The 23,657-nt window shown below is 73.8% G+C and carries 24 protein-coding genes, 1 tRNA gene and 1 pseudogene; 13 read left to right on the top strand and 13 right to left on the bottom strand.

The features are described from left to right. Together C1A33_RS35510 and C1A33_RS00835 are read left to right on the top strand one after the other, a co-directional pair. Positions 1-241: pseudogene (locus C1A33_RS35510) on the top strand (hypothetical protein); the annotation flags it as partial. A 133-nt stretch (positions 242-374) separates the two neighbouring features. Further along, a tRNA-Met gene (locus C1A33_RS00835) sits at positions 375-448 on the top strand. Between the two features lie 149 nt (positions 449-597). Here the strand turns inward: C1A33_RS00835 and C1A33_RS00840 are convergent. Together C1A33_RS00840 and C1A33_RS00845 are read right to left on the bottom strand one after the other, a co-directional pair. Further along, positions 598-864, bottom strand: coding sequence for a DUF6907 domain-containing protein (locus C1A33_RS00840; RefSeq protein ID WP_101829655.1), 267 nt, complete (start codon positions 862-864; stop codon positions 598-600). Positions 865-1,048: 184 nt separating this feature from the next. Then, positions 1,049-1,537, bottom strand: coding sequence for an Lrp/AsnC family transcriptional regulator (locus tag C1A33_RS00845; RefSeq protein ID WP_101829613.1), 489 nt, complete (start codon positions 1,535-1,537; stop codon positions 1,049-1,051). 234 nt (positions 1,538-1,771) lie between these two features. On the opposite strand from C1A33_RS00845, the gene C1A33_RS00850 reads away from it, so the two are divergent. From C1A33_RS00850 to C1A33_RS00860, 3 genes are read left to right on the top strand one after another with little or no spacing between them, the layout of a single operon-like run. Next, entirely contained in the window at positions 1,772-3,172 is a 1,401-nt protein-coding gene (locus C1A33_RS00850; protein ID WP_207770096.1) for an aspartate aminotransferase family protein, read from the top strand. Positions 3,173-3,185: 13 nt separating this feature from the next. After that, a complete protein-coding gene (locus C1A33_RS00855) occupies positions 3,186-4,616 on the top strand; it encodes a gamma-aminobutyraldehyde dehydrogenase (RefSeq protein ID WP_101829615.1) in 1,431 nt (476 codons plus the stop codon). Between the two features lie 12 nt (positions 4,617-4,628). Then, positions 4,629-5,636, top strand: a complete 1,008-nt coding sequence (locus tag C1A33_RS00860) for an alpha/beta fold hydrolase (RefSeq protein ID WP_101829616.1) — start codon at positions 4,629-4,631, stop codon at positions 5,634-5,636. 750 nt (positions 5,637-6,386) lie between these two features. On the opposite strand, the gene C1A33_RS00870 is transcribed toward C1A33_RS00860, so the two are convergent. The 4 genes from C1A33_RS00870 to aroA all read right to left on the bottom strand — a co-directional run bounded on the left by C1A33_RS00870 (position 6,387) and on the right by aroA (position 10,515). Continuing rightward, the gene (locus C1A33_RS00870) at positions 6,387-7,127 is read right to left on the bottom strand and encodes a glycerophosphodiester phosphodiesterase (protein WP_101829617.1); all 741 of its coding nucleotides are present in this window, start codon (positions 7,125-7,127) and stop codon (positions 6,387-6,389) included. Between the two features lie 61 nt (positions 7,128-7,188). Then, a complete protein-coding gene (gene hisN / locus C1A33_RS00875) occupies positions 7,189-8,028 on the bottom strand; it encodes a histidinol-phosphatase (protein ID WP_101829618.1) in 840 nt (279 codons plus the stop codon). Positions 8,029-8,168: 140 nt separating this feature from the next. After that, positions 8,169-9,155, bottom strand: a complete 987-nt coding sequence (gene rsgA / locus C1A33_RS00880) for a ribosome small subunit-dependent GTPase A (protein WP_101829619.1) — start codon at positions 9,153-9,155, stop codon at positions 8,169-8,171. A gap of 25 nt (positions 9,156-9,180) precedes the next feature. Further along, positions 9,181-10,515, bottom strand: a complete 1,335-nt coding sequence (gene aroA, locus C1A33_RS00885) for a 3-phosphoshikimate 1-carboxyvinyltransferase (RefSeq protein WP_101829620.1) — start codon at positions 10,513-10,515, stop codon at positions 9,181-9,183. Here aroA and C1A33_RS00890 point away from each other — a divergent pair. Further along, positions 10,514-11,890 carry an amidase gene (locus C1A33_RS00890; protein WP_279354578.1) on the top strand — a complete coding sequence of 459 codons (1,377 nt, stop codon included), beginning with the start codon at positions 10,514-10,516 and terminating at the stop codon, positions 11,888-11,890. The two genes, aroA and C1A33_RS00890, sit on opposite strands and share 2 nt — an antisense overlap. Before the next feature lie 128 nt (positions 11,891-12,018). Here the strand turns inward: C1A33_RS00890 and C1A33_RS00895 are convergent, their stop codons facing one another. After that, complete coding sequence (locus C1A33_RS00895) at positions 12,019-12,810, bottom strand: methyltransferase domain-containing protein (protein ID WP_101829622.1); 792 nt, start codon at positions 12,808-12,810, stop codon at positions 12,019-12,021. A gap of 164 nt (positions 12,811-12,974) precedes the next feature. Between C1A33_RS00895 and C1A33_RS00900 the strand changes: the two genes are divergently transcribed. The 3 genes from C1A33_RS00900 (at position 12,975) to rsrA (ending at position 14,847) form a co-directional block, all read left to right on the top strand. Continuing rightward, positions 12,975-13,700, top strand: coding sequence for an alpha/beta hydrolase family protein (locus tag C1A33_RS00900; RefSeq protein WP_243407045.1), 726 nt, complete (start codon positions 12,975-12,977; stop codon positions 13,698-13,700). Between the two features lie 254 nt (positions 13,701-13,954). Next, on the top strand, positions 13,955-14,566 hold the full coding sequence (locus tag C1A33_RS00905; protein ID WP_101829656.1) for a sigma-70 family RNA polymerase sigma factor: 612 nt from the start codon (positions 13,955-13,957) through the stop codon (positions 14,564-14,566). Next, on the top strand, positions 14,563-14,847 hold the full coding sequence (gene rsrA / locus C1A33_RS00910; RefSeq protein ID WP_101829624.1) for a mycothiol system anti-sigma-R factor: 285 nt from the start codon (positions 14,563-14,565) through the stop codon (positions 14,845-14,847). Before C1A33_RS00905 ends, rsrA begins: the two co-directional genes overlap by 4 nt. Before the next feature lie 51 nt (positions 14,848-14,898). Here rsrA and C1A33_RS37795 read toward each other — a convergent pair whose 3' ends face one another. Together C1A33_RS37795 and C1A33_RS36090 are read right to left on the bottom strand one after the other, a co-directional pair. Further along, positions 14,899-14,973 carry a 50S ribosomal protein bL37 gene (locus C1A33_RS37795; protein WP_369299096.1) on the bottom strand — a complete coding sequence of 25 codons (75 nt, stop codon included), beginning with the start codon at positions 14,971-14,973 and terminating at the stop codon, positions 14,899-14,901. A 13-nt stretch (positions 14,974-14,986) separates the two neighbouring features. Continuing rightward, positions 14,987-15,949, bottom strand: a complete 963-nt coding sequence (locus tag C1A33_RS36090) for a DUF5317 domain-containing protein (RefSeq protein WP_243407046.1) — start codon at positions 15,947-15,949, stop codon at positions 14,987-14,989. 161 nt (positions 15,950-16,110) lie between these two features. On the opposite strand from C1A33_RS36090, the gene C1A33_RS00920 reads away from it, so the two are divergent. Both C1A33_RS00920 and bsaP read left to right on the top strand, forming a co-directional pair. Further along, a complete protein-coding gene (locus C1A33_RS00920; RefSeq protein WP_101829657.1) occupies positions 16,111-16,341 on the top strand; it encodes a biotin/lipoyl-binding carrier protein in 231 nt (76 codons plus the stop codon). A gap of 81 nt (positions 16,342-16,422) precedes the next feature. Further along, positions 16,423-16,617: a biotin synthase auxiliary protein BsaP gene (gene bsaP, locus C1A33_RS00925; protein ID WP_101829658.1), complete on the top strand. Its 195-nt coding sequence runs from the start codon at positions 16,423-16,425 to the stop codon at positions 16,615-16,617. Positions 16,618-16,688: 71 nt separating this feature from the next. Here bsaP and bioB read toward each other — a convergent pair whose 3' ends face one another. From bioB to C1A33_RS00940, 3 genes are all read right to left on the bottom strand, one after another. Beyond that, on the bottom strand, positions 16,689-17,756 hold the full coding sequence (gene bioB, locus C1A33_RS00930) for a biotin synthase BioB (RefSeq protein WP_423748015.1): 1,068 nt from the start codon (positions 17,754-17,756) through the stop codon (positions 16,689-16,691). 264 nt (positions 17,757-18,020) lie between these two features. After that, the gene (gene bioD / locus C1A33_RS00935) at positions 18,021-18,737 is read right to left on the bottom strand and encodes a dethiobiotin synthase (protein WP_101829625.1); all 717 of its coding nucleotides are present in this window, start codon (positions 18,735-18,737) and stop codon (positions 18,021-18,023) included. After that, positions 18,734-19,984 carry an 8-amino-7-oxononanoate synthase gene (locus tag C1A33_RS00940; RefSeq protein WP_101829660.1) on the bottom strand — a complete coding sequence of 417 codons (1,251 nt, stop codon included), beginning with the start codon at positions 19,982-19,984 and terminating at the stop codon, positions 18,734-18,736. Before C1A33_RS00940 ends, bioD begins: the two co-directional genes overlap by 4 nt. A gap of 101 nt (positions 19,985-20,085) precedes the next feature. On the opposite strand from C1A33_RS00940, the gene C1A33_RS00945 reads away from it, so the two are divergent. Beyond that, the gene (locus tag C1A33_RS00945) at positions 20,086-21,549 is read left to right on the top strand and encodes a histidine kinase N-terminal domain-containing protein (RefSeq protein WP_207770097.1); all 1,464 of its coding nucleotides are present in this window, start codon (positions 20,086-20,088) and stop codon (positions 21,547-21,549) included. A gap of 501 nt (positions 21,550-22,050) precedes the next feature. Here the strand turns inward: C1A33_RS00945 and C1A33_RS00950 are convergent. After that, entirely contained in the window at positions 22,051-22,299 is a 249-nt protein-coding gene (locus C1A33_RS00950) for a WhiB family transcriptional regulator (protein ID WP_011438134.1), read from the bottom strand. A gap of 537 nt (positions 22,300-22,836) precedes the next feature. Between C1A33_RS00950 and C1A33_RS00955 the strand changes: the two genes are divergently transcribed. After that, positions 22,837-23,613 (top strand): glycerophosphodiester phosphodiesterase, encoded by a 777-nt coding sequence (locus C1A33_RS00955; RefSeq protein ID WP_101829627.1) that lies wholly within the window; start codon positions 22,837-22,839, stop codon positions 23,611-23,613. The last annotated feature ends 44 nt before the right edge of the window (positions 23,614-23,657 follow it).

Here is a 23,657-nt window from a genome sequence, read left to right on the forward strand (position 1 = left end):
CGCCGTCTACGGCCAGTCCCAGACCGACCTGGCGAACGCCCTGGGTCGCCTGCGCACGCTCGCCAGCCCGTCGACGACCCCGACGACCCCGCCGGCCCGGCCGGCCCGGCCGACCACGGGCGCCTCGGTCTCGCCCGGCGCCGCGTCCTCGTCCGGCCGGACGGGCGTTGACGCGCCGGTGTCCGGCACACCATCGCCGCCGCCATCTCCCACGCGTCAGGCGCCGCCATCGCCCGACTGACCGGACGGCCTGGCGGGTGCGGCGCACGCCGGCCGGCACCACCGCGGCGCGGCCGCCAGAAAAATCCAAAAAAGGTCCGCCCTCGATTTGACACCTCCTGGTTCCCGCCCTGTATGGTGATGACACACACCGACGCGGGGTGGAGCAGCTCGGTAGCTCGCTGGGCTCATAACCCAGAGGTCGCAGGTTCAAATCCTGCCCCCGCTACAAAGGAAAGAGGCTCTCGGAGGAATTCCTCCGAGAGCCTCTTTCATTGCTGTGGCAGGTGGTTACAGGAGGCGGCCGGTTTCGATGCCGGGCGTGGGCGCTGGCCCGCGCTCCGTGCGGAGGCGCGGGCCGTGTCCTGGGCGGTCTGCCTAGCGGGTGTTCGGGCGGGGGGACCGCCAGGGCGTCGCGGGGCGGACGGCCTCAGCGGCGTGGACGAGCGCCTGGGCGAGGCGGCGGGCCTCGTCGGGATCCAGATAGGCCGCCGCGAGGGTGTCCAGCATCGGGGCGTCCACCCGGAGAAGAATCACCGGCGCGCCGCTGGCGCTCGCCGGCGGCTCGGGGCGCACGGTGATCTCGGCTTGGCCGATGCGCGTAATCAAAATGCCGTCCTGCGGGTCATGGTGGACCAGCGCCATGCTCACCCCATCATGTCTGGGCCGAGTTTGTTTGACTGTCGTTGCATCAGTTGGACTCTTGTTGGTGCTTTGGGGTTGTTCGTGGACGGTGTCTTCGGGGTGACTCTGCCGACCGTTCCCGCCGGGCGGCGTCTCACCCGTGGTGCCGGCCGAACAGTGCCCTGGAGGGTGGCGCCCCGCACCGTCAGCGGACTCCCCACGTGTACGTCTGCTTGACCAGGCGCAGGTAGACGAAGGTCTCCGTCGCGAGGACCTGGGGTATGGCCCGGATCTGCGTGTTGATGAGCTCCAGCAGATGCTCGTCGTCCTCGGCGACGATCTCCACGATGAGGTCGAACGAACCGGCGGTGAGGACGACGTAGTCGACCTCGGGCAGCGCGGAGATCGTGTCGGCGACGTCGCGGGTGTCGCCGGTGACCCGGACGCCGATCATGGCCTGCCGGTGGAAGCCGACCCGCAGCGGATCGGTGACCGCGACGATCTGCATGACGCCGGCGTCTAGCAGGCGCTGGACCCGCTGGCGCACGGCGGCCTCGGACAGGCCGACGGCGGCCGCCATCGCCGCGTAGGAGCGCCGGCCGTCCTGCTGGAGCTGTTCGATGATGGCCTTGTTGACGTCGTCGAGCAGGGCGTCGGGGGCGGATCGCTGGCCGAGTGTGCGTCGGGACTGCACCCGGGATCCCTCCTCTCGCCCGGCGACACCACCGGTTTGTCAGGCAACCAGTAGAAAAGGCCAGATTGGCCCGGATCGCCCGCGGGCGTGCGCTGTCATCGTATGGCTACCGCGGAGCGAACTGGGAAGGCATCCCAAAAACGGCTCTTCTCGATGGATTCCGTCGCTCTTCCCCCTTCGGGTCTACGCTTTCAGTAGTTGCCTGCCGGAGGAGGTGTCTCGGTGTCGGACCTGATGACGACCCGGACGGGGGTGAGCCGGGCCGCGCTGCGTGCCGCGGCGGCCACGCTCACCGAGAGGGAGGAGGCTCGCCTGCAGGCCCGCACGCCCGCCTCGAAACGGATGCACGCGCGGGCCGTGCGGTCGATGACGTCCGGCGTGCCGTCGTCCTACCAGGTGCGCGACCCATGGCCGATCTACCTCACCCACGGCCGCGGCGCGCGAGTCTGGGACGTGGACGGCACCGAGTACTCCGACTTCCACAACGGCTACGGCTCGATGGTGCAGGGCCACGCCCATCCCGCGATCGTGCGGGCGGTCGGCGAACGGATCGCCCTCGGCAGCCACTTCGCCATGCCCACCGAGGACTCGATCGTCGTCAGCGAGGAGCTCGCCCGCCGCTTCGGCCTGCCACGGTGGCGCTACGTCAACTCCGGCTCGGAGGCGACGATGGACGCGATCCGGATCGCCCGCGGCATCACCGGCCGCGACACCATCATCAAGATCTTCGGCTCGTATCACGGTCACCACGACTACGTGATGGTCTCGATCGGCACGCCGTACGCCGACATCGGCCCGGCCGACCACATGAACTCCCTCGGCTACGGCGCGGGCATCCCGCAGGCCGTCGTCGACCTGACCGTGCCGGTCCCGTTCAACGACGCCCCGGCCATGCTGCGCCGCGTCGAGGCGTTGGTGGCGGAGGATCGCGCGCCCGCCTGCGTGATCATGGAGGCGGCGATGATGAACCTCGGCGTCGTCCTGCCCGAGCCCGGCTACCTGGCCGCCGTGCGGGAGATCACCGCCCGGCACGGCATCATCCTGATCTTCGACGAGGTCAAGACCGGGCTGTGCGTGGCGGCGGGCGGCGCCACCGAGCGCTTCGGCGTCCGCCCGGACATGGTCACCCTCGCCAAGGCGCTCGGCGGCGGGCTGCCGTCGGGCGCGATCGGCGCCACCGCGGAGATCATGGAGATCGTCGCCACCGACCGGGTGAAGCAGGTCGGCACCTACAACGGCAACCCGCTGACGATGGCCGCGGCTCGGGCCAGCCTGCTCGAGGTGCTCACCGGCGACGCCTACGCGCACCTCGAGCGCCTCGGTGACCGCCTGACCGCGGGCTGCGACGAGATCCTCGCCCGCCACGGCCTGCCCGGCTACACGGTCAGCGTCGGCTCCAAGGGCTGCGTGAACTTCACCGACGCCCTGATCCGCGACTACACGTCGTTCATGGAACACCAGCTCGCCGAGCTACCGGCGCTCGCCTGGCTCTACAACGCCAACCGGGGCGTCCTGATGGCGCCGGGTCGCGAGGAGGAATGGACGCTGTCGGTCCAGCACACCGACGCCGACGTCGACCGCTATCTGGACAGCCTCGACCAGCTCGCCCACGACCTCGTCCGCGCTGCCGCGTGATCCGGGAGGGACCATGGACGCGATCCTCGCCAACCTCATCGGCGGCGTCGCCGGCCAGGCGGCCGACGGCGGGACAATGTCGATCCTCGACCCGTCCACCGGCGAGCTGCTCGCCCAGGCGCCCCGCTCGGGCCCGGCGGACGTCGACGCCGCGGTGCGCGCCGCCGCGGCCGCGTTCGAGATCTGGCGCGACACCACGCCGGCTGAGCGATCCCGGGCGCTGCTGCGCCTCGCCGACGCGGTCGAGGAACGGGCGGCGGGGATCGCCGCGGTGGAGTGCGCCAACACCGGCAAGCCGCGCCAGCTCACCATCGACGAGGAGATCGGGCCCAGCGCGGACCAGATCCGCTTCTTCGCCGGGGCGGCGCGCACGCTCGAGGGCCGCGCCGGCGGGGAGTACCTGGCCGGGCACACCAGCTTCGTGCGCCGCGAGCCGATCGGCGTGTGCGCCCAGGTGACGCCGTGGAACTACCCGTTGATGATGGCGGTGTGGAAGGTCGCCCCGGCCATCGCCGCGGGCAACACGGTCGTGCTCAAGCCGTCCGACACCACCCCGGCATCGAGCCTGCTGCTGGCCGGAATCGCGGCCGAGTTCCTGCCACCGGGTGTGCTCAACGTCGTCTGCGGAGACCGGGACACCGGCCGGGCGCTGGTCGCCCATCCGGGGCCGGCGATGGTGTCGGTGACCGGCAGCGTGCGGGCCGGCCGGGAGGTCGCCAGCGCGGCGGCGGACACCCTCAAGCGGGTACACCTGGAGCTCGGCGGCAAGGCGCCCGTCATCGTCTTCGACGACGTCGACCCGGCCGAGGTGGCCGCCGAGATCGCCGGCGCCGCCTACTTCAACGCCGGGCAGGACTGCACGGCGGCGACACGGGTGCTCGCCGCCGCCGGCATCCACGACGAGCTCGCCGCGGCGCTCGCCGAGGCGGCCCGGGCCACGGCCACCGGCGCGCCGGACCAGCTCGACGTCGACTACGGGCCGCTGAACAACGCCGACCAGCTTGCCCGCGTCGGCGGGCTCGTCGACCGGGCGCCGGCGCACGCCGAGCTGCTCACCGGCGGGGCGCCGCTGGACCGGCCGGGCTACTTCTATCCGGCCACCGTCGTCGCCGGCCTGCGCCAGTCCGACGAGCTCATCCAGCGGGAGGTGTTCGGCCCGGTGATCACGATGCAGCGGTTCGACTCCGAGGACACCGCCGTCGACTGGGCGAACGGCGTCGAGTACGGCCTGGCCTCGAGCGTCTGGACGCGCGACCACGGGCGGGCGATGCGGGTGGCCCGGCGGCTGGACTTCGGCTGCGTGTGGATCAACACCCACCTGTCGATCGTCGCGGAGATGCCGCACGGCGGGTTCAAGAGCAGTGGCTACGGCAAGGATCTCTCGGTGTACGGGCTGGAGGACTACACCAGGATCAAGCACGTGATGAGCAACATCGAGTTCTGACGGGACCGGGTGATGGCGGCGCACGGCGGGGCCACCCCCGCCCCGACGGCCCGGTCCGTGGTCGTGCACGGATACCGGCGCTGCTACCTGCGGGCCGGGCGCGGACCGGCGCTGCTGCTCATCCACGGCATCGGCGACAACGCCCGCACCTGGGCGCCGGTGCTGTCCCAGCTGGCCCGTCACCACACGGTGATCGCCCCGGACCTGCTGGGGCACGGCGAGTCGGACAAGCCGCGCGGCGACTACTCGATCGGCGGCTACGCCTGCGGGATGCGCGACCTGCTCACCGTCCTCGGCATCGACCGGGTCACGGTCGTCGGGCACTCCCTGGGCGGCGGTGTCGCGATGCAGTTCGCCTACCAGTTCCCGGAACGCTGCGAACGCCTCGTGCTCGTCTCCACCGGCGGGGTGGGCCCCGACGTCCATCCCGCGCTGCGGGCGGCCGCCCTGCCGGGCGCCGGGATGGTGCTGTCGCTGGTCCGTGTGCCGGCGGTGCGGATCGCCGGACGGGCGGGGATGCGGGCGCTGCGGCTCGCGCAGGCGGACCTGGCCCGCGACGGCGCGGACATCCTCGGCGTCTGCGGCTCACTGGGGGCGCCGACCGCGCGGGCGGCGTTCCTGCGCACACTGCGCTCCGTCATCGACGCCCACGGGCAGTCGATCACGATGCTCGACCGGTGCTACCTCGCGGAAGGGATGCCATCCCTGATCGTCTGGGGCGGACGTGACGCGGTCATTCCGGTCGAGCACGCCTGGACGGCGCACGCGGCGATGCCCGGCAGCCGGCTCGAGATCTTTCCGGACGCCGGCCATTTTCCGCATCACAGTGATCCGGCCCGATTCCGCCGCGTCCTCGAGGATTTCCTGGCCGGTACCGCTCCGGCGGTCCACTCGGCCGGGCGGTGGCGCACGATCCTACGGGACAACGCGTCGGCATCGGGATCGGCGGCGGCTGGCGGCGCGCACTCGCCGCGCCGCCCTGGGCCGTCACGGTCGGCGGCGGATGGGACGGCGACGTAGGCGTGGATGGCGGGTTGCGCGGTTCTCGGCTGGACCGCGTGTCACGGTGCTGTTCGTCACCTGGGAAGGTTCGCCGCGCGTCCCGCTGCCGCCGGAGTCGTACCTTGTGCACGGTGCCTGTTGGGGCCAGCCGCCGTTCGCGTGTTGTGTGGTCTTCCGGTGCGGGTCTGCATTAACGGGTCGGCACCCGCTATCGTGGAGTTCAACGGGCAGGCCGACGTCAATATGGCCTATCCTTGGTGGCGTAACACCAAAGTCGTCAATACGCGGAGGTCGACCCTTGGCACGCCGTGCACGACTCAGCTGGCCGCAGGAACGGCGCCAGGCGAGTGAAGTGGTTGTTAGCCGGGTCGATCCCGGGCGGGGCTGGACCTTGGAGCAGGCTCGTGACCTGGTGCGACAGGGATACTCCGTCGAGCACGTGGCGGAACGGACCGGCTTTCCGGAGCAGATGCTGAAAGTGGCGGAGGAGGACTGAGCGCAGTCGCGGGTCATCACCGTGTCAGGAAAGTGCCACGGTGAGCCATGGCGGGCGCCCGTGCGGGGGGATGCCGGTAATCCGGCCGGGTCGCCAATCTGTCGGTTCGTCCCGTGGACCTATCGTGGCCACCTGCCGGCCGTGTCCGCTATACCTGCTGGAAGCGACCTTACCGGCGAGGTTATGCGGCAGCCCGGCGACGGTCACGCTGCGCACCGTGCATTGGGTAAGTTCGTCAGCTTCATGAGGAAATTTGCCGGAGCTGGCCGGCTCTAAGGGTTGTGGCCCGTTCGGGCGTCGATAACGGAGCCGGTGACGCGGACGAGGCGTCGCAAGTGGTCGCTGTAGACCGCGTCAAGGCCGTAGCCGGCCAGGCGGGCCAGCGTCGCCGTGCGCTGCGCGTCCCAGCCGAACGCGGCCAGGCCGAGCTCGTGCAGCGCCGCGGCGATCCCGGCCCGGCTCGGCGTCCATTCCCGGGTGCGCAGGTTCAGGGCAGCGACGCCCGCCGCCCGCAGCCGCGCGCCGTAGGCGTCGATGCCACCGCCTGATTCCACGTTCGCCATCGCCGTCGAGTTCACCAGTCGCACGTCCGGATCCCGGGACCGGTAGGCGGCAAGCTCCGGCAGGTTCCCGCACAGCCACAGCCGGGCGGCCGCCGCGCTCCCGCCGGCGGCGCGGGTGACGGCGAGGACGGCATCGGCGGCGTCCGCCCAGCCGCCCGCCGGCCCCTTGAGGTCAAGACTGAACTCGAACGACGTGCCGAGCTCGGCGTAGAACGAGGCCAGCGTCGGCAGCCAGCCCGGCAGCCGGTCGACGGTCAGCTCGGTGATCCGCCGCTGCCGCCCGGGCGGGCCGAGGACGCCGTCGTGGTGCAGCACCGGCACGCCGTCGGCGGTCAGCCAGGCGTCGGACTCCAGCCCGCTCGCCCCGCCGGCCAGCGCCCGGCGGAACGCGGGCAGGGTGTTCTCGCGCTGGTGCGGGGCCGGCGCCCCGCGATGCGCGAAGCCGATCACCGACCGTCACCCCTTCCGTCCTCGCCGGGGCGCGAGACACGCGCGACGCCGGCCGCCCGCGTCAGCGGGTGAACGACCGCAGCGCCACGTCGTGCAGCGCGCCGTTGGTGGTGAGGATCGTGCCGTGCCCCGGGCCGCGCTGGCCGGACAGGTCGGTGAACCGCCCACCGGCCTCCTCGACGATGACCTGCAGCGCCGCCAGGTCCCACAGCGACACCACCGGCTCGCAGGCGAGGTCGACCGCACCCTCGGCGACCATCATGTGCGACCAGAAGTCGCCGTACGCCCGGGTGCGCCAGACCTGGTCGGCCAGGTGCAGGAACTCGTCGAGCCGGCCGGCGGTCCGCCAGCCCTCGATCGAGGCGAAGGACATGAACGCGTCGTCCAGCCGGGTGACCGACGACACGCGCAGCGCCCGGGTGTCGCCGGTCGCGTCGCGGGTGAACGCCCCGGTGCCCCGGGCCCCCCACCAGCGCCGGCTCATCGCCGGGGCGCTCGCCACCCCGACCACCATCTCGCCGTCGATCTCCAGACCGAGCAGCGTTCCCCAGACGGGGACACCGCGCACGAAGTTCTTGGTGCCGTCGACCGGGTCGAGGATCCAGCGCCGGCGGGCACCGCCGCCGACGAGCCCCTCCTCCTCGCCGAGGACGGCGTCATCCGGCCTGGCCACGGCGAGCCGTTCGCGGATCATGGACTCGACGGCGGTGTCGGCGTCGGAGACCGGCGTGTTGTCGGGCTTGGACTCGACGTGCAGATCAACGGCCTGGAACCGGGAGAGAGTGATCCGATCGGCGGCGTCGGCGAGGCTCAGCGCGAGCGCGAGGTCGTCGGCAACGGTGACGGCGCCGAGGGCGTCGGTCGATTCGGTGCCCACGGAGGTGGGGTTAGGCGGGGTCACGCCTGCGAGACTACGAGGCGAGCCCCACGGCGCGTACGCCCCGCGGACGCTCCACCCCGCGTGGCGGGATGAGTGTGACCAATCTCCCGTTCACCGGCGCCTTCACCGGCGCGTGCACCGGCGACGGCCATCGAAGGCATTCACGGCGCGCTGCCGCGGGCGGCCAGCAGACGGCGCAGGCTCGCCAGGCGGGCCGCGTCGGCGTCCCCGTCGCGCACCGCGGAGTCCAGCGCGCAGTCCGGGGACGGCGCCAGGTGCTCGCAGCCCGGCTCGCACATCTCGGCGGCGGCCGCGAGGTCCGAGAACGCCCGCAGCACCCGCGACGGCGCCACCGCGCCGAGGCCGAACGAGCGCACCCCCGGCGTGTCGATGACCGTCCCGCCGCCCGGCAGCCGCAGCGCCACCGCCGCCGACGACGTGTGCCGCCCGCGGCCGGTCACCGCGTTCACCTCGCCGATCGCCCGGTCCGCGGCCGGCACCAGCCGATTGACCAGGCTGGACTTGCCGACGCCGCTGTGCCCGAACAGCACGCTCAGCCGGCCGGCCAGCAACGCCAGCAGCGGCGTCAGGTCGGTGTCCGGGCGGGTGGTCACCACCGGGAACCCCAGCGGCCGGTACAGCTCGATGATCGCGTCCGGGGCGGCCAGGTCGGTCTTGGTCAGGCACAGCACCGGGGCCAGCCCGCCGTCGTACGCGGCGACCAGGCAGCGGTCGATCAGGCCCGGCCGCGGCTCCGGGTCGGTGACCGCGCACACGATGACCAGGATGTCCGCGTTCGCGACGATCGGCCGCTCGGCCGGATCGGCGTCGTCCGGGGTGCGCCGCAGGACGCTCGTGCGCTCCTCCCGGCGCACCAGCCGCGCCAGCGCCCCCTGGTGCCCCGACGTGTCACCGACCAGCGCCACCCGGTCGCCGACGACCACCGACGTGCGGCGCATCGACCCGCCCCGCACCGCGGCGACCAGCCGCTCGGGCCACGGGTCCGGCCGGCAGGTGTAACGCCCGCGGTCGACCCCGACGACCACCGCCGGCACCGCCTCCGAGTGCTCGGGCCGCTCCCGGGTGCGCGGGCGCGAACCACGCCCCGGACGGATCCGGATGTCGTCCTCGTCCAGTTCGCGGGCCATCGCCGTCAACCCGCGCGCCGCCGGCTCAGCCCGCCCGCCCGGACAGCATCGCCGCCCACATGCGGGGGAAGTCGGGCACGGTCTTGCCGGTCGTCGCGATGTCGTCGATGGTGATCCCGGGCACCACCAGCCCGACCACCGCGTAGGCCATGGCGAGGCGGTGGTCCGCGCGCGGGTCGAGCCGCCCGCCGTGCAGCCGGGCCGGCTCGATGGCCAGCCCGTCGTCGGTCACCGTGATCCGCGCGCCGAGGCTGCCGAGCTCCTGGGCGAGCGCCAGCAGCCGGTCGGTCTCCTGCAGCCGCAGATGGGCGATGCCGCGCAGCCGGGAGGGCGAGTCGGCGAGCACCGCGAGCGCGGTGAGTACCGGCGCGGCCTCACCGAAGTCGCTGAGGTCGACGTCGAGCCCGTGGATCGTCCCGCCGCCGCTCACCGCCAGCCCGTCCTCGGTGCGCTCGGTCGACGCCCCCATCGCCGCGAGCAGCGTCGGCAGCATCCGGCCGGGCTGCTCGGTCACCTCCGGCCAGTCCGGGACGACCACCCGTCCGCCGGTGGCGAGCGCCGCGGCGAGGAACGCCGTCGCGCTGTTCAGGTCCGGCTCGATCGCCCGGTCCCCGCCGGCGAGCGTGCCCGGCTCGACCCGCCAGCGGCGGCTGCCGTCCCGCTCCGGCGGCGCGGCCTCGACGACCGCGCCGGCCGCCCGCAGGTCCGCGACCGTCATGTCCAGATACGGCCCGGACGGCAGCCGGGCGCCGCGGTGCACCACCGTCACCCCGGCGTCGTAGCGGGGGGCGGCGAGCAGCAGGCCGGAGACGAGCTGGCTGGAATCGGACGCGTCGACCGTCACCTCACCGCCGGGCAGCGCGCCGCGCCCGTGCACCGTGAAGGGCATCCGGTCGCCGTCGATGTCGGCCCCCAGCTCACGCAGCGCGCCGAGCAGCGGGGTCAGCGGCCGGTCGCGCATGCGGGCGTCCCCGTCGAACGTCACGTCGCCCGCGCGCAGCGTCGCGACGGCCGGAGTGAAACGCGCCACCGTGCCCGCGTTGCCGCAGTCGGCCACCGCGCCCGGGGCGAGCCGTCCACCCGGTGCGGGCGGGTTCACCAGCCAGTCCGGGCCGTCCGTGTCGATCTCGCCGCCCAGCGCGCGCAGCACGCCGGCCATGAGCAGGGTGTCCCGCGAGCGCAGCGCGCCGCGCAGCCGGGACGGCCCGTCGGCCAGTGCGGCGAGGACGAGGGCCCGGTTCGTGCCGGACTTCGCGCCGGGGACCGGGACGACGGCCGTCACGGGCCGTTCGGCGGTGGGGGCCGGCCACGGACCGGACTGTGTCCCGGTGGCCTCGGTGCCGGTCAGGATGCTCACCATGACAGCATGCCGGATGGACGCGTGGAGCCGGCGTCCGCGTACTGCCGGTCAGCCGTGGCGCCGCGACTACCCGGACCTGTCGGCGACCGAGGTCGCGGCCCTGGTGCGCGCCGGCCGGGTCGCGCCGGCCGACGCCGTGCGGGCCGCGTTCGCCCGCCTGCGCGAGACCGACGGCGCCCTGCGCGCCTTCACCGCCGCCTGGCCGCGGTGGGCGCTGCGGCGGGCCCTGCTCGTCGAGGTCGCACTCGAGCGCGGCGCCGTGCTGCCGCTGGCCGGCGTGCCGATCGCGGTGAAGCCGGGCAGCGCGGCCACCGGTCCCGTCACCCGCCGGCTGCTCGCGGCCGGCGCGGTCGCCATCGGCGTGACGTCGGCGCCGGTGCGGGCCGCGCACCCGTGGCAGACCTGGGGGCATACCGGCCGCGGCCCGACGGTGAACCCGTGGCGCCCCGACCTGGTCCCCGGCGGTTCGTCCGCGGGCTCGGCGGTCGCCGTGGCCCGCGGGGTGGTCCCGCTGGCGACCGCCTCGGACGGCGCCGGCTCCACCCGCGTCCCGGCGGCCTGGTGCGGCGTGATCGGGTTCAAGCCGACCACCGGACGGCTGCCCGGCCCCGACCGGGCGGGGCTGACCGTCCCCGGCCCGATCGTGCGCCACGCCGCCGACGCCCGGCTGTGGTGGGAGGTCGTCACCGCGCCCCCCGACCCACTGCCGCCCGCGCTGCCAGCCCGCCGCACCGCCCGTGCGACCCGACCCGTCCCCGTCCCCGGCCTCTATCCCCCGCTCGGCCTCACGTCCGGCACTACTCGGCTGACGGGAGGGGACTGCGCGCCTGGATGTGGCGAGCGGGCGGTCTGGTCATCCACCCTCGGTTTCGCCGAGCCGGAGCCGGAGGTGCTCGCGGTGAGCCGCGCCGCCGCCGAACGCCTCGCCGCCGCCGGCGTGCTGCACTGGCTCGGCGTCCCGGTGCGGCTGCGGGACCCGGAACCCGCCTGGCTCGCCGCCCGAGCGCCCGCGGCTCCCGGCGGCTCGGCGGGCCTGGGTGGTCCTGCGGGTCCCGGTGGTACGGGGAGGGAGCGCGGGGAGGCCGTCGCGGCTGTGCGTGCCCACAACGAGCGGGCGCTCGCGTGGGTGCTCAGCCAGGCGGATCTGCTGCTCACGCCGACCACACCCAACCGGCCGCACCCGCACGCCGGCCCGGGCGAGGTTCGCAGCGTGAGCCTGACCTGGGCGGTCAACCTCAGCGGCCATCCGGCGGTGAGCGTGCCGGCCGGCCGCACCGGCGACGGCTGCCCGGTCGGACTCCAGGTCATCGCCCGGCCCGGCGAGGAGGAGCGCCTGCTGCGCGTGGTCACCGCCCTCGAACACCTCACGCGCTGAGCGTCTCGCTCCGACCAGTCCCCCGCAGGCCCTTCCCGTCTACGGGAAGACAGCCATCGAAGACGCGGTGTCCAACGACAAGGCCGCCGTCGAGCGCCCGACGGGCGGAGGCGGTCCAGGGTGCCTGGTCAGGCGGGGCGGCGGGCGGAGGCGATCAGGTGGATGCCGATGGACTCGCCCTCGCGCTCGGCGGCCAGCTCCACCTCGGTACGCACGAGCGTCGGGAAGCAGGAGACGTCCTCGGCGACGGCGCGCTTGACCGCCTCCGCGGACAGCACGGTGCGCGGCCGGATCCAGTCGACCTCGAAACCGGCGCTGGTCAGCAGCGCGCGCAGCTCCTCCGGCCAGAAACAGCGGGTGATCGTGCCGTCCTCGGCCGGTACGAGGACGACGTCGGCGCGCGGGACGTCGGACAGCTCCGCCCAGCGGTGCTGCTCGGCGAGGCGGGCCAGGCCCAGCAGCAGCGAGTCGACGCAGAGCAGCAGCTGGCCGCCGGGGCGCAGCATGGTGTGGATCTCGTCGAGGGTCGTCTCGGTGGCCAGGCAGAACGACAGCGCGCGGGCCTCGGCGAGCACGGCGTCGAACGAGCCGGGAGAGAACCAGTCCAGCGAGCGCGCGTCGCCGACGACGGGCAGCAGGGCGCCGGGACCGCTGGGCGGCGAATCGCCGCGGGCGGGCTCGGTCACCACGCGCACGACCTGGTGGCCGGCCCCCACCATCTGGCGGGCGAAGCGGGCCCGCTGGCCGGAGACGTCGAGCACCCGCGACGGCGCGACGGGCAGCCACTGCCGCAACTGGACGGCCGCGACCTCCTCGTAGAAGGCCCAGTACGGATCGTCGCTGTTGGCCGGTGCCTCGCAGACGAGGGAGTTCACTCGTCCACGACGCGTTCCCGAGTCGGCGTCGGGGCCAGGCAGCATGGATCTTTCCTACCCTTCAGGGGGCGATAATGAGAGGCAAGTCACAAACTCGCGGTGGAAGTCTGACAGATTCCACGCTGGACCACGCCGAGTCCTTCCCCGCAGTGTCGGAGCAATGCACGTCGGAGCCCATCCCTTCGCGTCCGTTCCGGCCCGAAGGGGCCATGACGGCGACGGCACCCGCCACGGCCGTCCCACCCCTCGAGGATGACGTCCTCACTGCTGTGGACGGCGGACGGCTGCGGCTGGTTCCCCGGATCGGCACATCAACCGTTCTTTTCCTGCACGGCGCGGGCAGCGGGGTCGACACGCCGCTGTTCGAGGCGCTGGCGGCCGGCCTGGCCGCGGCCGGTGTGCGGGTGGGCCGGCTGGAGATGCCGTACCGGGTCGCCGGCCGGCGCGCGCCGGACCGCCCGGCCCGGCTCGACGCCGTCGCCGTCGCCGCCGCCGAGGCGCTCGCGGTGGCCGGCCCGCTGGCCCTGGCGGGTGTCTCGATGGGCTCCCGGGTGGCGATGCGGGTCGCCACGACGGTCGGTGCCCGCGGGGTGCTCGCCCTGGGCTTCCCGCTGCGGCCGCCCGGCACCACCGCGGCGGGGCAGCCCCGCCCGTCGCGGCAGGGCGAGCTCGACGGTGCGGCGGTGCCCGTCCTCGTCGTCCAGGGCGATCGGGACCCGTTCGGGTGCCCGCGACCCGATCCGGCCCGCGACCGGCGGGTGCATCTGGTCGCTGGCGGCGACCACTCGTTCCGTACCAGGGTGCGCGACGGTCGGCCGGCCGGTGACGCGGTCGCCGAGGCGGCCCGCGTCGGCGCCGCCTTCCTGCTCGGCGTGCTCGCCAGCCCGGGCGCCGGCGCGGGCGGCCGGGAATCCGCGGCCGCCGAAACCAGTTGATGACGAAGGCCAGACGATGTCACGGAGGTCCCATGACTCCAGCGAGCGCCATGCGCCGATGGCCACCGCTCCCCGCGGCCGCGGCGCGACCGATCGATGCCCGGCCGGCGATCCCGCGGCGGCCGGGGGAGGCTGTCGCGTCAGTGCGCGATCACACGGCGGTCGAGGTATCGTCCGCTGCGAGACGGCCTGGTTCCGCACGGTCCGCCGGACCGCGCGCCGGGCTGGGCGCCACGGCGCACGACGGTGAGGGGATGATCCTGGTCGACGAGACCACCGAGGAGCGGGGCGCGCGGTTCGAGCGCGACGCCCTCCCGTTCCTCGACCAGCTGTACGCGGCAGCCCTGCGGATGACCCGCAATCCGGCCGACGCGGAGGATCTCGTGCAGGAGACCTTCGTCAAGGCGTTCGCGGCCTTCCACCAGTTCCAGGAGGGCACGAACCTCAAGGCGTGGCTGTACCGGATCCTGACGAACACGTTCATCAACAACTACCGCCGCCGGCAGCGCCAGCCGTTGCAGAGCCCGACCGAGCAGGTCGAGGACTGGCAGCTCGCCGAGGCGGAGTCGCACACCTCGAGTGGCCTCAAGAGCGCCGAGACCGAGGCGCTGGAGCACCTGCCCGACAGCGACATCAAGGACGCCCTGCAGGCGCTGCCGGAGGACTTCCGGATGGCGGTGTATCTCGCCGACGTCGAGGGCTTCTCCTACAAGGAGATCGCCGAGATCATGGGCACGCCGATCGGGACCGTCATGTCCCGGCTGCACCGCGGTCGCCGAGGGCTGCGCAAGTCCCTGGAGAAGTACGCGACGGACCGCGGCCTCGTGCCGGCCGGATCCGCCGACGCCGAGGGCGGTGCGTCGTGAGCTGCGGTGGTGAGCACGAGATCGACTGCCGGAAGGTGCTCGACGCCGTGTTCCTGTACCTCGACGGCGAGTGCGACGGCGGGCAGCACAACCTGATCCGGTCGCATCTCGACGAGTGCTCCCCGTGCCTGCGCGAGTTCGGCGTCGAGCGCGAGGTGAAGATGCTCGTCGCCCGCAAGTGCGGCGGTGAGCGGGCGCCGGACTCGCTGCGCAGCAGCGTGCTCGCCCGGCTGCGCTCCGCCCGGGTTGAGGCCGACGCCGGGGAGTTCCGCGCCGAGTAGCCCTCCGGGGGGGCCTGGCGGCGGGCCGTGGGTCACGGCCCGCCGGGCGGCTCAGGTGTTCGGGCGCTTGCCGTGGTTGGCCTTGCTCTTCGCTCGAGCGCGGCGCTTGCGCTTCTTCTTCGCCATGACGTCCTCCCTTCTAGCGTTGTGGACGTCCCGTCATCGTGCCAGAGTCGTCCTCGACCGGATCGTCGTCCCATGCGCTCACGACCCGCCCACGCTCGGAGATCCGGGACCCGCCCGCCGCGTCGGTTCCGTTGCGGCTGTCGTGGTCCCCGGCCCGGGGGGCGTCCTGCTCGGGCTCATCGGGCCAGGCGTCGGGCTCGTCCCAGCCGCCGGTCTGGTCGGGCTCGTCCCAGTCGTCTGGCTCGTCGGAATCGTCATGGGCCGCCTGGCGGGCCGCCGGACGTTCGTACGCGGCGGTCTCGTCGTGCTCGGTGGTCCCGCTGTACGCGGCGGTCTCGTCGTGGTGGGCCGGCTCGTCGCGGCCGGCGGGTGTCGGCTCGGGGCGGGTCCGGCCGGTGCCGCCGTACATCGGCGGCAGGGCGCCGGCCAGCGCGGCGTTGCGGCGGGCCTGCAGCGTGCGGAACGCCCGCACCGGCGTGACCGCGCCGAACACGCCGAGCGCCGCCGCGATCGCCACGTCGCCGACGCTCAGCACCGCGGGCACTCCGGGGAACGGAAACGGGATGAGGTCGCTGAGCAGCCGCAGGCTCGTGCCGCCCCCGGCCGGCGTGTGGAAGGCCGAGGCGAGGATGTCGTCGACGGGGACGCGGGCGCGGTGCGCGCCCCACAGCGACACCGGCATCTCGCCGCCGTTGGCCGTGATGACGGCGGCGTTGGCGATGATGCCGGTGACCAGGAGCCCGAGCCCCGGCAGCCGGTTGTTCATCCCGGCGAACAGGGCGGCGAGCACGGCGGCCGCGATCCAGGCCGGGCTGTGCAGCGCCGGAACGAGCCCACCCACCGCGAGTACGAGCACCAGCACGGCGAACAGCCAGGGCCGGTAGACGTGGACGCGGGCGAACGCGCCGAGGGTTCCGCCGCGGGCGAGGCCGACGACCAGGCCACATACCAGGGTCAGCACGACAAGTACGAGCACATGCGTAGTCTGCGGGCTTACCTCGGCGATGCCCAACACCGGGCGGTCGAGTCGTCCTCGCGTCGTGGTCCCTGGGCCCTCATGCGCGTGGGGCATTGGTCGGCATGACGCTGGGCACTAGGCTCATGGCAGGTTCGCACCGCACGCTGAAGGGAGCGTCCATGCCGGAAGAGGTCCGCGCCGAGATGGTGGCCAACGTGTGGAAGGTCGTCGTCGGTGTGGGGGACCCGGTGGCCGCTGGTGACGCGCTCGTCATCCTCGACTCCATGAAGATGGAGATCCCGGTGATCAGCGAGGACGGCGGCACGGTCGCCCGGATCGCGGTGCAGGAGGGTGACGTCGTGCAGGACGGCGACCTCATCGCCGTGGTCGAGCCGGCCGCGGCCGGCTGATCCTCGCCTGGCGCCGCCCCGCCAGGCACCCCGGTTGTTGGTCGGGGTCACACTGTCGTGCCATGCCTTAAGCTGATGTTCATGGACGCCTCGTTCTGTGACCGTTGTGGCCAGCTGGCCAGCGTGGGTAACCATGAGGCGTGCGCGCGGGCACGGGAGCTGGAGCCGCCGCGGTACTGCCGGATCTGCCGGCGGCGGATGGTGGTGCAGGTGACGCCTGTCGGCTGGTCGGCACGCTGCGCCGAGCACGGCCTGATGACGGCCACGAACGCCTGACCCCCGCCCCCGCCGGCTCCGGTGCGTCGCATGTCGCCCGGAGCGGGCGGCGGGGCGCGGCCGCTCCGGTGCTACAGGGTGGCCTGCAGGGACTTGATCGGCATGCTCAGGTCGGCGAGCATCTTCAGGTCGGCCTCGGCGGGGCGGCCGAGCGTCGTCAGATAGTTGCCGACGATCACCGCGTTGATGCCGCCGAGCATGCCCTGCGTCTCCAGGTCGCCGAGGGTGATCTCGCGGCCGCCAGAGTAGCGCAGGATCGTGCGGGGCATCGCGAGCCGGAACGCGGCGATCGCCCGCAGGGCGTCCCGGGGCTCGACCGGCGGGTAGTCGCCGAACGGCGTGCCGGGCCGCGGGTTGAGGAAGTTCAGCGGCACCTCGTCCGGATCGAGCGCGGAGAGCTGTGCGGCGAGCTCCGCGCGCTGCTCCAGCGACTCACCGACGCCGAGGATCGCACCGCAGCACAGCTCCATCCCGGCGGCACGCACCATCTCGCACGTCTCCCACCGCTCCTCCCAGGAGTGGGTGGTGACGACCTTGGTGAAGTGCGAGCGGGCCGTCTCGAGGTTGTGGTTGTAGCGGTGCACTCCGATCTCGGTCAGCTCGTCGACCTGGGCCTGGGTCAGCATGCCCAGCGAGCAGGCGACGTTGATCTCCACCGCCGCCTGGATGGCGGCGACACCCTCGCGGACCTGGGACATCAGTCGTGCGTCCGGGCCGCGCACGGCGGCGACGATGCAGAACTCGGTCGCCCCGGTCGCGGCGGTCTGCCGGGCGGCGTCCACCAGCGACGGCACGTCCAGCCAGGCCGAGCGGACCGGCGAGTCGAACTTGCCGGACTGCGAGCAGAAATGACAGTCCTCCGGGCAGCCGCCGGTCTTCAGGCTGACGATGCCCTCGACCTCGACCTCCGGCCCGCACCAGCGCATCCGCACCTCGTGGGCGAGCGCGAGCAGCTCGCTCAGCGCCTCGTCCGGCAGCCGCAGCACGGCGAGCACGCCGGCCTCGTCGAGCCCCCGGCCGCCCTCGAGGACCTCCCGCCGCGCGTGCGCGAGGATCTCCGCCGGATCCGCGGCGTCGGCGGACTCCTGGGGGGACACCGCCGCCGCGGCGGTGGGGTGCGTGGTCACGGGTGCGGTCACGGTGGCCTCCAGGCGAGGGCGTCGGACAGGGCGAGTTCGGTCGCGGTCGTCGGGTTGTCGGTCGGTCCGCCCGGTGACGGTCCGGGTCGGTCCCGGTGGGTCCGGGCCTCGCCGGGTCAGGGCGTCGGCCGGCGTGGGGGAGCACCTATTGTCCGGCCCGGACCGTCCGGCCGCGCCCTTTTCGGGCGCGACGTGGGGCACGTTCGCGCCTGACGGTACTCGATTGTCACTCCTTGTGATGTTGATGACATCGATGGTGGATGGTCAGCGCCCTTGGCAGTCGACGAACTCACGGGCGTGGAAGGTGCCGCCGAGGGCGGGTTCGAGCGAGTGGCGGGCGGTCGCGAGGAACGTGGCGCGGTCCAGCAGCCCGGCGCCGGCCGGCAGCGCGCCGGACAGTGGCCGCCCGGCGAGGGTCTCCAGGTCGGCCAGATTGCTGCGGCAGGCCAGGTCGGGTTCGGCCGGCCATGAGCCGATCACCACTCCGGCGAGGTCCAGCCCGCGCTGCGCCATCGCCTCCAGGGTCAGCGCGACGGTGTTCAGCGCGCCGAGCCCGGCGCTCGTCACGACCAGCACCGGCGCGGCCAGCGTCCGGGCCAGGTCGGCCAGCGTCGCGCCGTTCGCGTCGTAGCGCACGAGCAGCCCGCCGGCGCCCTCGACGAGCACCAGGTCGCGGTCGGCCGCCAGCGTGGCGATGCGGGTCGCGAGTCCGGCCAGGTCGACGGGGGCCAGCCCCGAGCGCCGCGCGGCGGCCGCGGGCGCGAGCGGGTCGGGATAGCGGGCCAGTTCGTGGACGTCGTCGATGCCGGCGAGGCTGGCGACGAGGTCGACGTCCCCGAGCTCGCCGGGACCGACGCCGGTCTGCGCGGGTTTGACGGCGGCGACGGCGTGGTGGCGGTGCCGGGCGAGCGCGGCGAGCGCGGCGGTGACCACCGTCTTGCCGACCTCGGTGCCCGTCCCGGTGACCACCAGCACCGTCATCGGGCGCGCACCTGCGCCGCGGCGAACACCTCGGTGACCACGCGCAGGTCGGCATCGGTGAGATCGGCGCGGGCGGTCAGCCGCAGCCGGCTGGTGCCGGCGGGCACCGTCGGCGGCCGGAAGCAGCCGACGGCGACGCCGCGGGCGAGGCACGCCGCCGCCGCGGCCACCGCGGGCTCCGGATCGCCGATGACGACCGACACGACCGCCGCGGCCGGCGCCGGCGCCCCGGTCAGCGCGGCGAGCTGCGCCGCCCGCGCGCGCACCGCCGCCGCCAGCTCCGGCTGCTCCCGCAGGACGGTGAGCGCCCCCAGCGCGGCGCCCACGTTCGCCGGGGCGAGGCCGGTGTCGAAGATGAACGTGCGAGCCGTGTCGACAAGGTGGTCGCGCAGCGCGACCGGGCCGAGCACCGCCCCGCCGAGACCGCCGAGCGCCTTGGACAGGGTGACGGTCGCCACGACGTCCGGTTCGCTCGCGAGCCCCGCCGCCCACAGCGCGCCCCGCCCGCCCGGACCGACGACGCCGAGCCCGTGCGCCTCGTCGACGACCAGCAGCGCCCCGTGCGCCCGGGCGGTGGCGTGCAGCCGCGCCAGCGGCGCAGCGTCGCCGTCCGCGGAGAACACGGACTCGGTGACGACGAGCGCGCGCCGCCAGCCGCCGGCGGCCAGCGCCGCGTGGACGGCGTCGACGTCACCGTGCGGGGTGATCGCGACGGTGGCCCGCGAGAGCCGGCAGGCGTCGACGATCGAGGCGTGGTTGAGCGCGTCCGACACGATCAGGTCGCCGGGCCCGGCAAGCGCCGTCAGACAGCCGAGGTTCGCCGTGTACCCGGAGGAGAACACCAGCGCGGCCGGGAAGCCGACATGCCCGGCGAGGGCCTGCTCCAGCTCCTCGTGCAGCGTGGTGGAGCCGGTGACGAGCCGGCTGCCCGTGGAGCCGGCCCCCCAGGTCCGCGCCGCGCGCGCCGCGCCCTCGACGACCGCGGGATGCCGGCCGAGGCCCAGGTAGTCGTTGCCGGCGAGGTCGATGAGCGCGGGGGTGGGGTGCGCGGCGCGAGGGCGCAGGGCGCGGCGCAGGCCGGCGGCGCGCCGGTCGCGCTCGTTGTCGGCGAGCCAGGCCAGCGGGTCGGCCGCCGGGGCGGGACGCCCGCCGCCGGGCGGCGATGTGGTCTTCGCTACGCTCACATCGGTCTCCCGGCCCGCGGGTGTGGCGGAACGGGCGTTCGCGGTGGCGCTGTCGACGGTCACGACGGCGAGCGTACGGCTCACCAGGGGCGAATGCGGGTGCCCGGCAGCTCGCGGCCGGCGCCGGTCTGGCAGTCTCCAGACCCGTGGGAACCCTCGCCGACATGCTGCGCGCGAGCACGGACCTCAGCGACGACGACATCGACCACCTGCACGCGCTCGTCGCGGACTGGGCCCTGCTCGCCGACCTGTCCTTCGCTGATCTGCTGCTGCTCGTGCCCGTCCGCTCCGGTTCGGCCTCGGGGCGCGGAGGCCAGACCAGCGGGACCGAGTTCCTCGTGGTGGCCCAGGTGCGGCCCACCACGGGGCCGACGGCGTACCACAACGACGAGGTCGGCAGCGTCGTCATCAACCGCTGGGTGGTCCAGAACGCCTGGCGGGAGCACCGGATCGCCCGGGAGGGCGAGCCCGAGTGGGACGGCGGCGTCCCGGTGCGCACCGAGGCGATCCCGGTCCGCCGCGGCGACGAGGTGATCGCCGTGCTCGCCCGCGACACCAACCTGGTCAACCCGCGCACGCCCAGCGATCTGGAGTCGTCCTACCTGCAGGGCGCGAACAACCTGGCGCTGATGATCGCGGAGGGGGCGTTCCCGTTCCGCGGCAGCTCGGCGGAGCTGCCCGAGTCACCCCGGGTGGGGGACGGGATGATGCGCCTGGACGGCGCGGGCAAGGTCGTCTTCGCGAGCCCGAACGCGCTGTCCGCCTACCGCCGCCTCGGTTACACCGGCAACGTGACGGGTGAGGACCTGCGCACGGTGCACCGGGCGCTGAACCTGCCGGCGACGACGCCCGCCGTCTGGCACGCGATCGGGCGGCGCCGGCCGGTGGAGGTCGAGGCGGGCGTCGGCAGCACGGTGGTGCTGCTGCGGGCGATCCCGCTGTTCCCCGGGGCGACCCGCGAGGTGCTCGTGCTGGTGCGTGACGTCTCCGACCTGCGCCGCCGGGAGGCACTGCTGCTCAGCAAGGACGCGACCATCCGTGAGATCCATCACAGGGTCAAGAACAATCTTCAGACCGTGGCCGCGCTGCTGCGCCTGCAGATGCGCCGGACCAAGGTTGACGAGGCCCGGGCGGCGCTGCGGGAGTCGGTGCGCCGGGTGACCTCGATCGCGGTCGTGCACGAGACGTTGTCGCAGAGCCTGGGAGAGAGCGTCCCGTTCGACGAGATCGCCGACCAGATCACCTCGGTGACGGTGGACCTGGCGTCCACCGGAGCGCGGGCGAACACCCGGCGCTCGGGCTCCTTCGGCCGGCTGCCCGGTGAACTCGCCACCCCGCTGGCCCTTGTGCTTTCGGAGCTTCTGCAGAATGCTGTAGAACATGCGTTCGACGGTTCGGCGGGTTCGATCGAGGTGCGGGTCCACCGCTCGGTGGACCGGCTCGACGTCGTGGTCGCCGACGACGGGGCCGGGCTGCCGGAGGACTTCCAGCTCGAGCACTCCCCCCGGTTGGGGCTGCAGATCGTGCGGCAGCTGGTGCTGGGGGAGATGCACGGGACGATCCGGCTGCAGGCCGGTCCGGAGCGTGGCACCGAGGCGCTCCTGTCGATCCCGCTTTCTGAAAGTTGAGTGTTTAGGGCGGGGGGAGGTGGGTATCCCACGGATGTGTCCCTCGTCCGCGGTCGGTGTGGCGATGCGCCGCGTCCGCGCTCGGGGGTCGCGGCCGCCGTCGCGTCGGGTCGCCGGGCGAGGCGGGCGAGGCGGGCGAGGCTCCCGCGGACGCGTTCCGCGCGGACTCGGCCCAGGTCGACGGGGGCACACAAACGTGACGGCCGCTCCGTCCGCGCCCGCCGCATCACTGCGGCGGGCGCGCGGACAGAACGGCCGATGTTGCCGCCAGCCGCCTCCGCGCCGGGGCGCGGAGCGGGGCGTGGCGTCGTGCGGGTACCCCAGGGGCGTGCGAGTTCCCCGGTATCGCGCCGGCGGTACGTGCTCCGGCGTTCAGGGCGTGCCGCGCGCGGAGATGGTGGATCCGACGCGGAGCGCGGTGGTGCTGTCCGGATCGACGGTGATGTCGCGGCCGGATCGTGGACCCCGGATGGTGGTGCCGAGGCTCCGGGGGTGGTGCCGTCAGGCGGTTCGGACCCGCAGCCGCACCTGGCGCTTGAGCGCCCGGCGTTCGTCCTCGCTCATCCCGCCCCAGACCCCGGAGTCCTGCCCGGTGTCCAGAGCCCAGTTCAGGCAGTCACTCGTGACTGCGCACCGCGCGCAAACGGCCTTTGCCTCTTCGACCTGGCGTTCTGCCGGACCGGTAGTACCGATCGGGAAGAAGAGCTCGGGATCCTCGTCACGGCAGAGCGCTCTGTGGCGCCAGTCCATGCGTACAACTCCCTCTCTCGTCTCGGGCCACACTGCACATGAGACGCTTTGCGAGCCGCTACGGTTGTGCCGCGGATGAAAATTGAATGAGCAGGATGTCTGCTCGGCCCCGGCGGCGGCCCGTGGAGCGGGTTTCTGGCGGTCGGTGAGCCCAGGTGCACGTGCATCCACCTCGGACATTCGCCACCCTCCCACCGGAACCGGCAGGGGCGCAAGAACCTGCAAGCGTCTTCACACCCTCTCTGGCCTGCACTTGTCCGGCAGGGACACAGATGGGCCACGCGGTGCGACCGTTCCTTCGAGGTGGTGTGGGGCATAGGAAGTCCTGGTTGGCAGGGGATGTCACCCTCCCGACAGGTACCCCTCGCGGCGGCCCCCGTCCACCCGGTAGGATCCTTACTGATCAAGAGTGTCGGGTCATGCCATCTGGGCATCGATGCCCCTTCGGGGGTGTGTGCGCGACTGCGACCCCGCTGTGGCGCCCTGCTCCCCCTGCCGTGACACGCGCGCCGGGTCGGAGATGGCAGGGTTGGGGCCATGCAGGTTCTCGGTCATCGAGGTAGCAGGGTCCCCGGCCCGGAGAACACGGTCGAGGCGGTCGACGCGGCGCTCGGCGCCGGCGCCGACGGTGTCGAGATCGATGTGCGACGCAGCGCCGACGGGGATCTGGTCTGCGTGCACGACGCGCGGCTGTCCCGTCCCGCCGGTCGCGCGGTGATCCGCCAGTCCACCGCCGCGCTGCGGGCCCGCGGAATCCCCCTGCTCGACGAGATCATCGATGTCTGGGCCGGTCGCGGCCGGCTCGTCTGCGAGATCAAGAACCAGCCGGGCCAGCCCGACTTCGACGCCCCGCGGGAACGCACCGCCAGGGCCCTCGTGGAAGCGCTGCGCGCCCGCGGGTACACCGGCCCCAGGCCCGCCGTGGCCGAGCTCGACGCCGGCGCCCCCGGTGTCACCGTCTCCTCGTTCGACTGGTTCGCCATCGAGGCCGTGCGGGACGCGGAGCTCGCCGTGGCGACGGCGTTCCTGACGATGCCGCGGATGTCCGTCGGCGGCGGTCTCGGCTACGTCCGCGCGGCCCGCCACGCCGAGCTGCACGCGCACACCAGCGCCGTGCTGGGCTCGGCGGACGCGGCCATCCGCGCCCGGCAGGCCGGGGTCCGCCTGGTCACCTGGACGGTCACCACCACCGACGCGGCCCGTGCCCTGCACGACGCCGGGGTGGCCGGGATCATCTGCGACGACCCGGTCGAGGTCCGCCGGGCCCTCGCGGCCGAGGACCCGAACCCACCCGGGGGCCACCCGGCGACCTGAGCCGAGCGGGCGCTGGGACCGCCGCTCGTCGCGGGCCCGGCGCC

Origin of the sequence: Frankia canadensis (assembly GCF_900197875.1) — a bacterium.
GTDB lineage: Bacteria > Actinomycetota > Actinomycetes > Frankiales > Frankiaceae > Frankia > Frankia canadensis.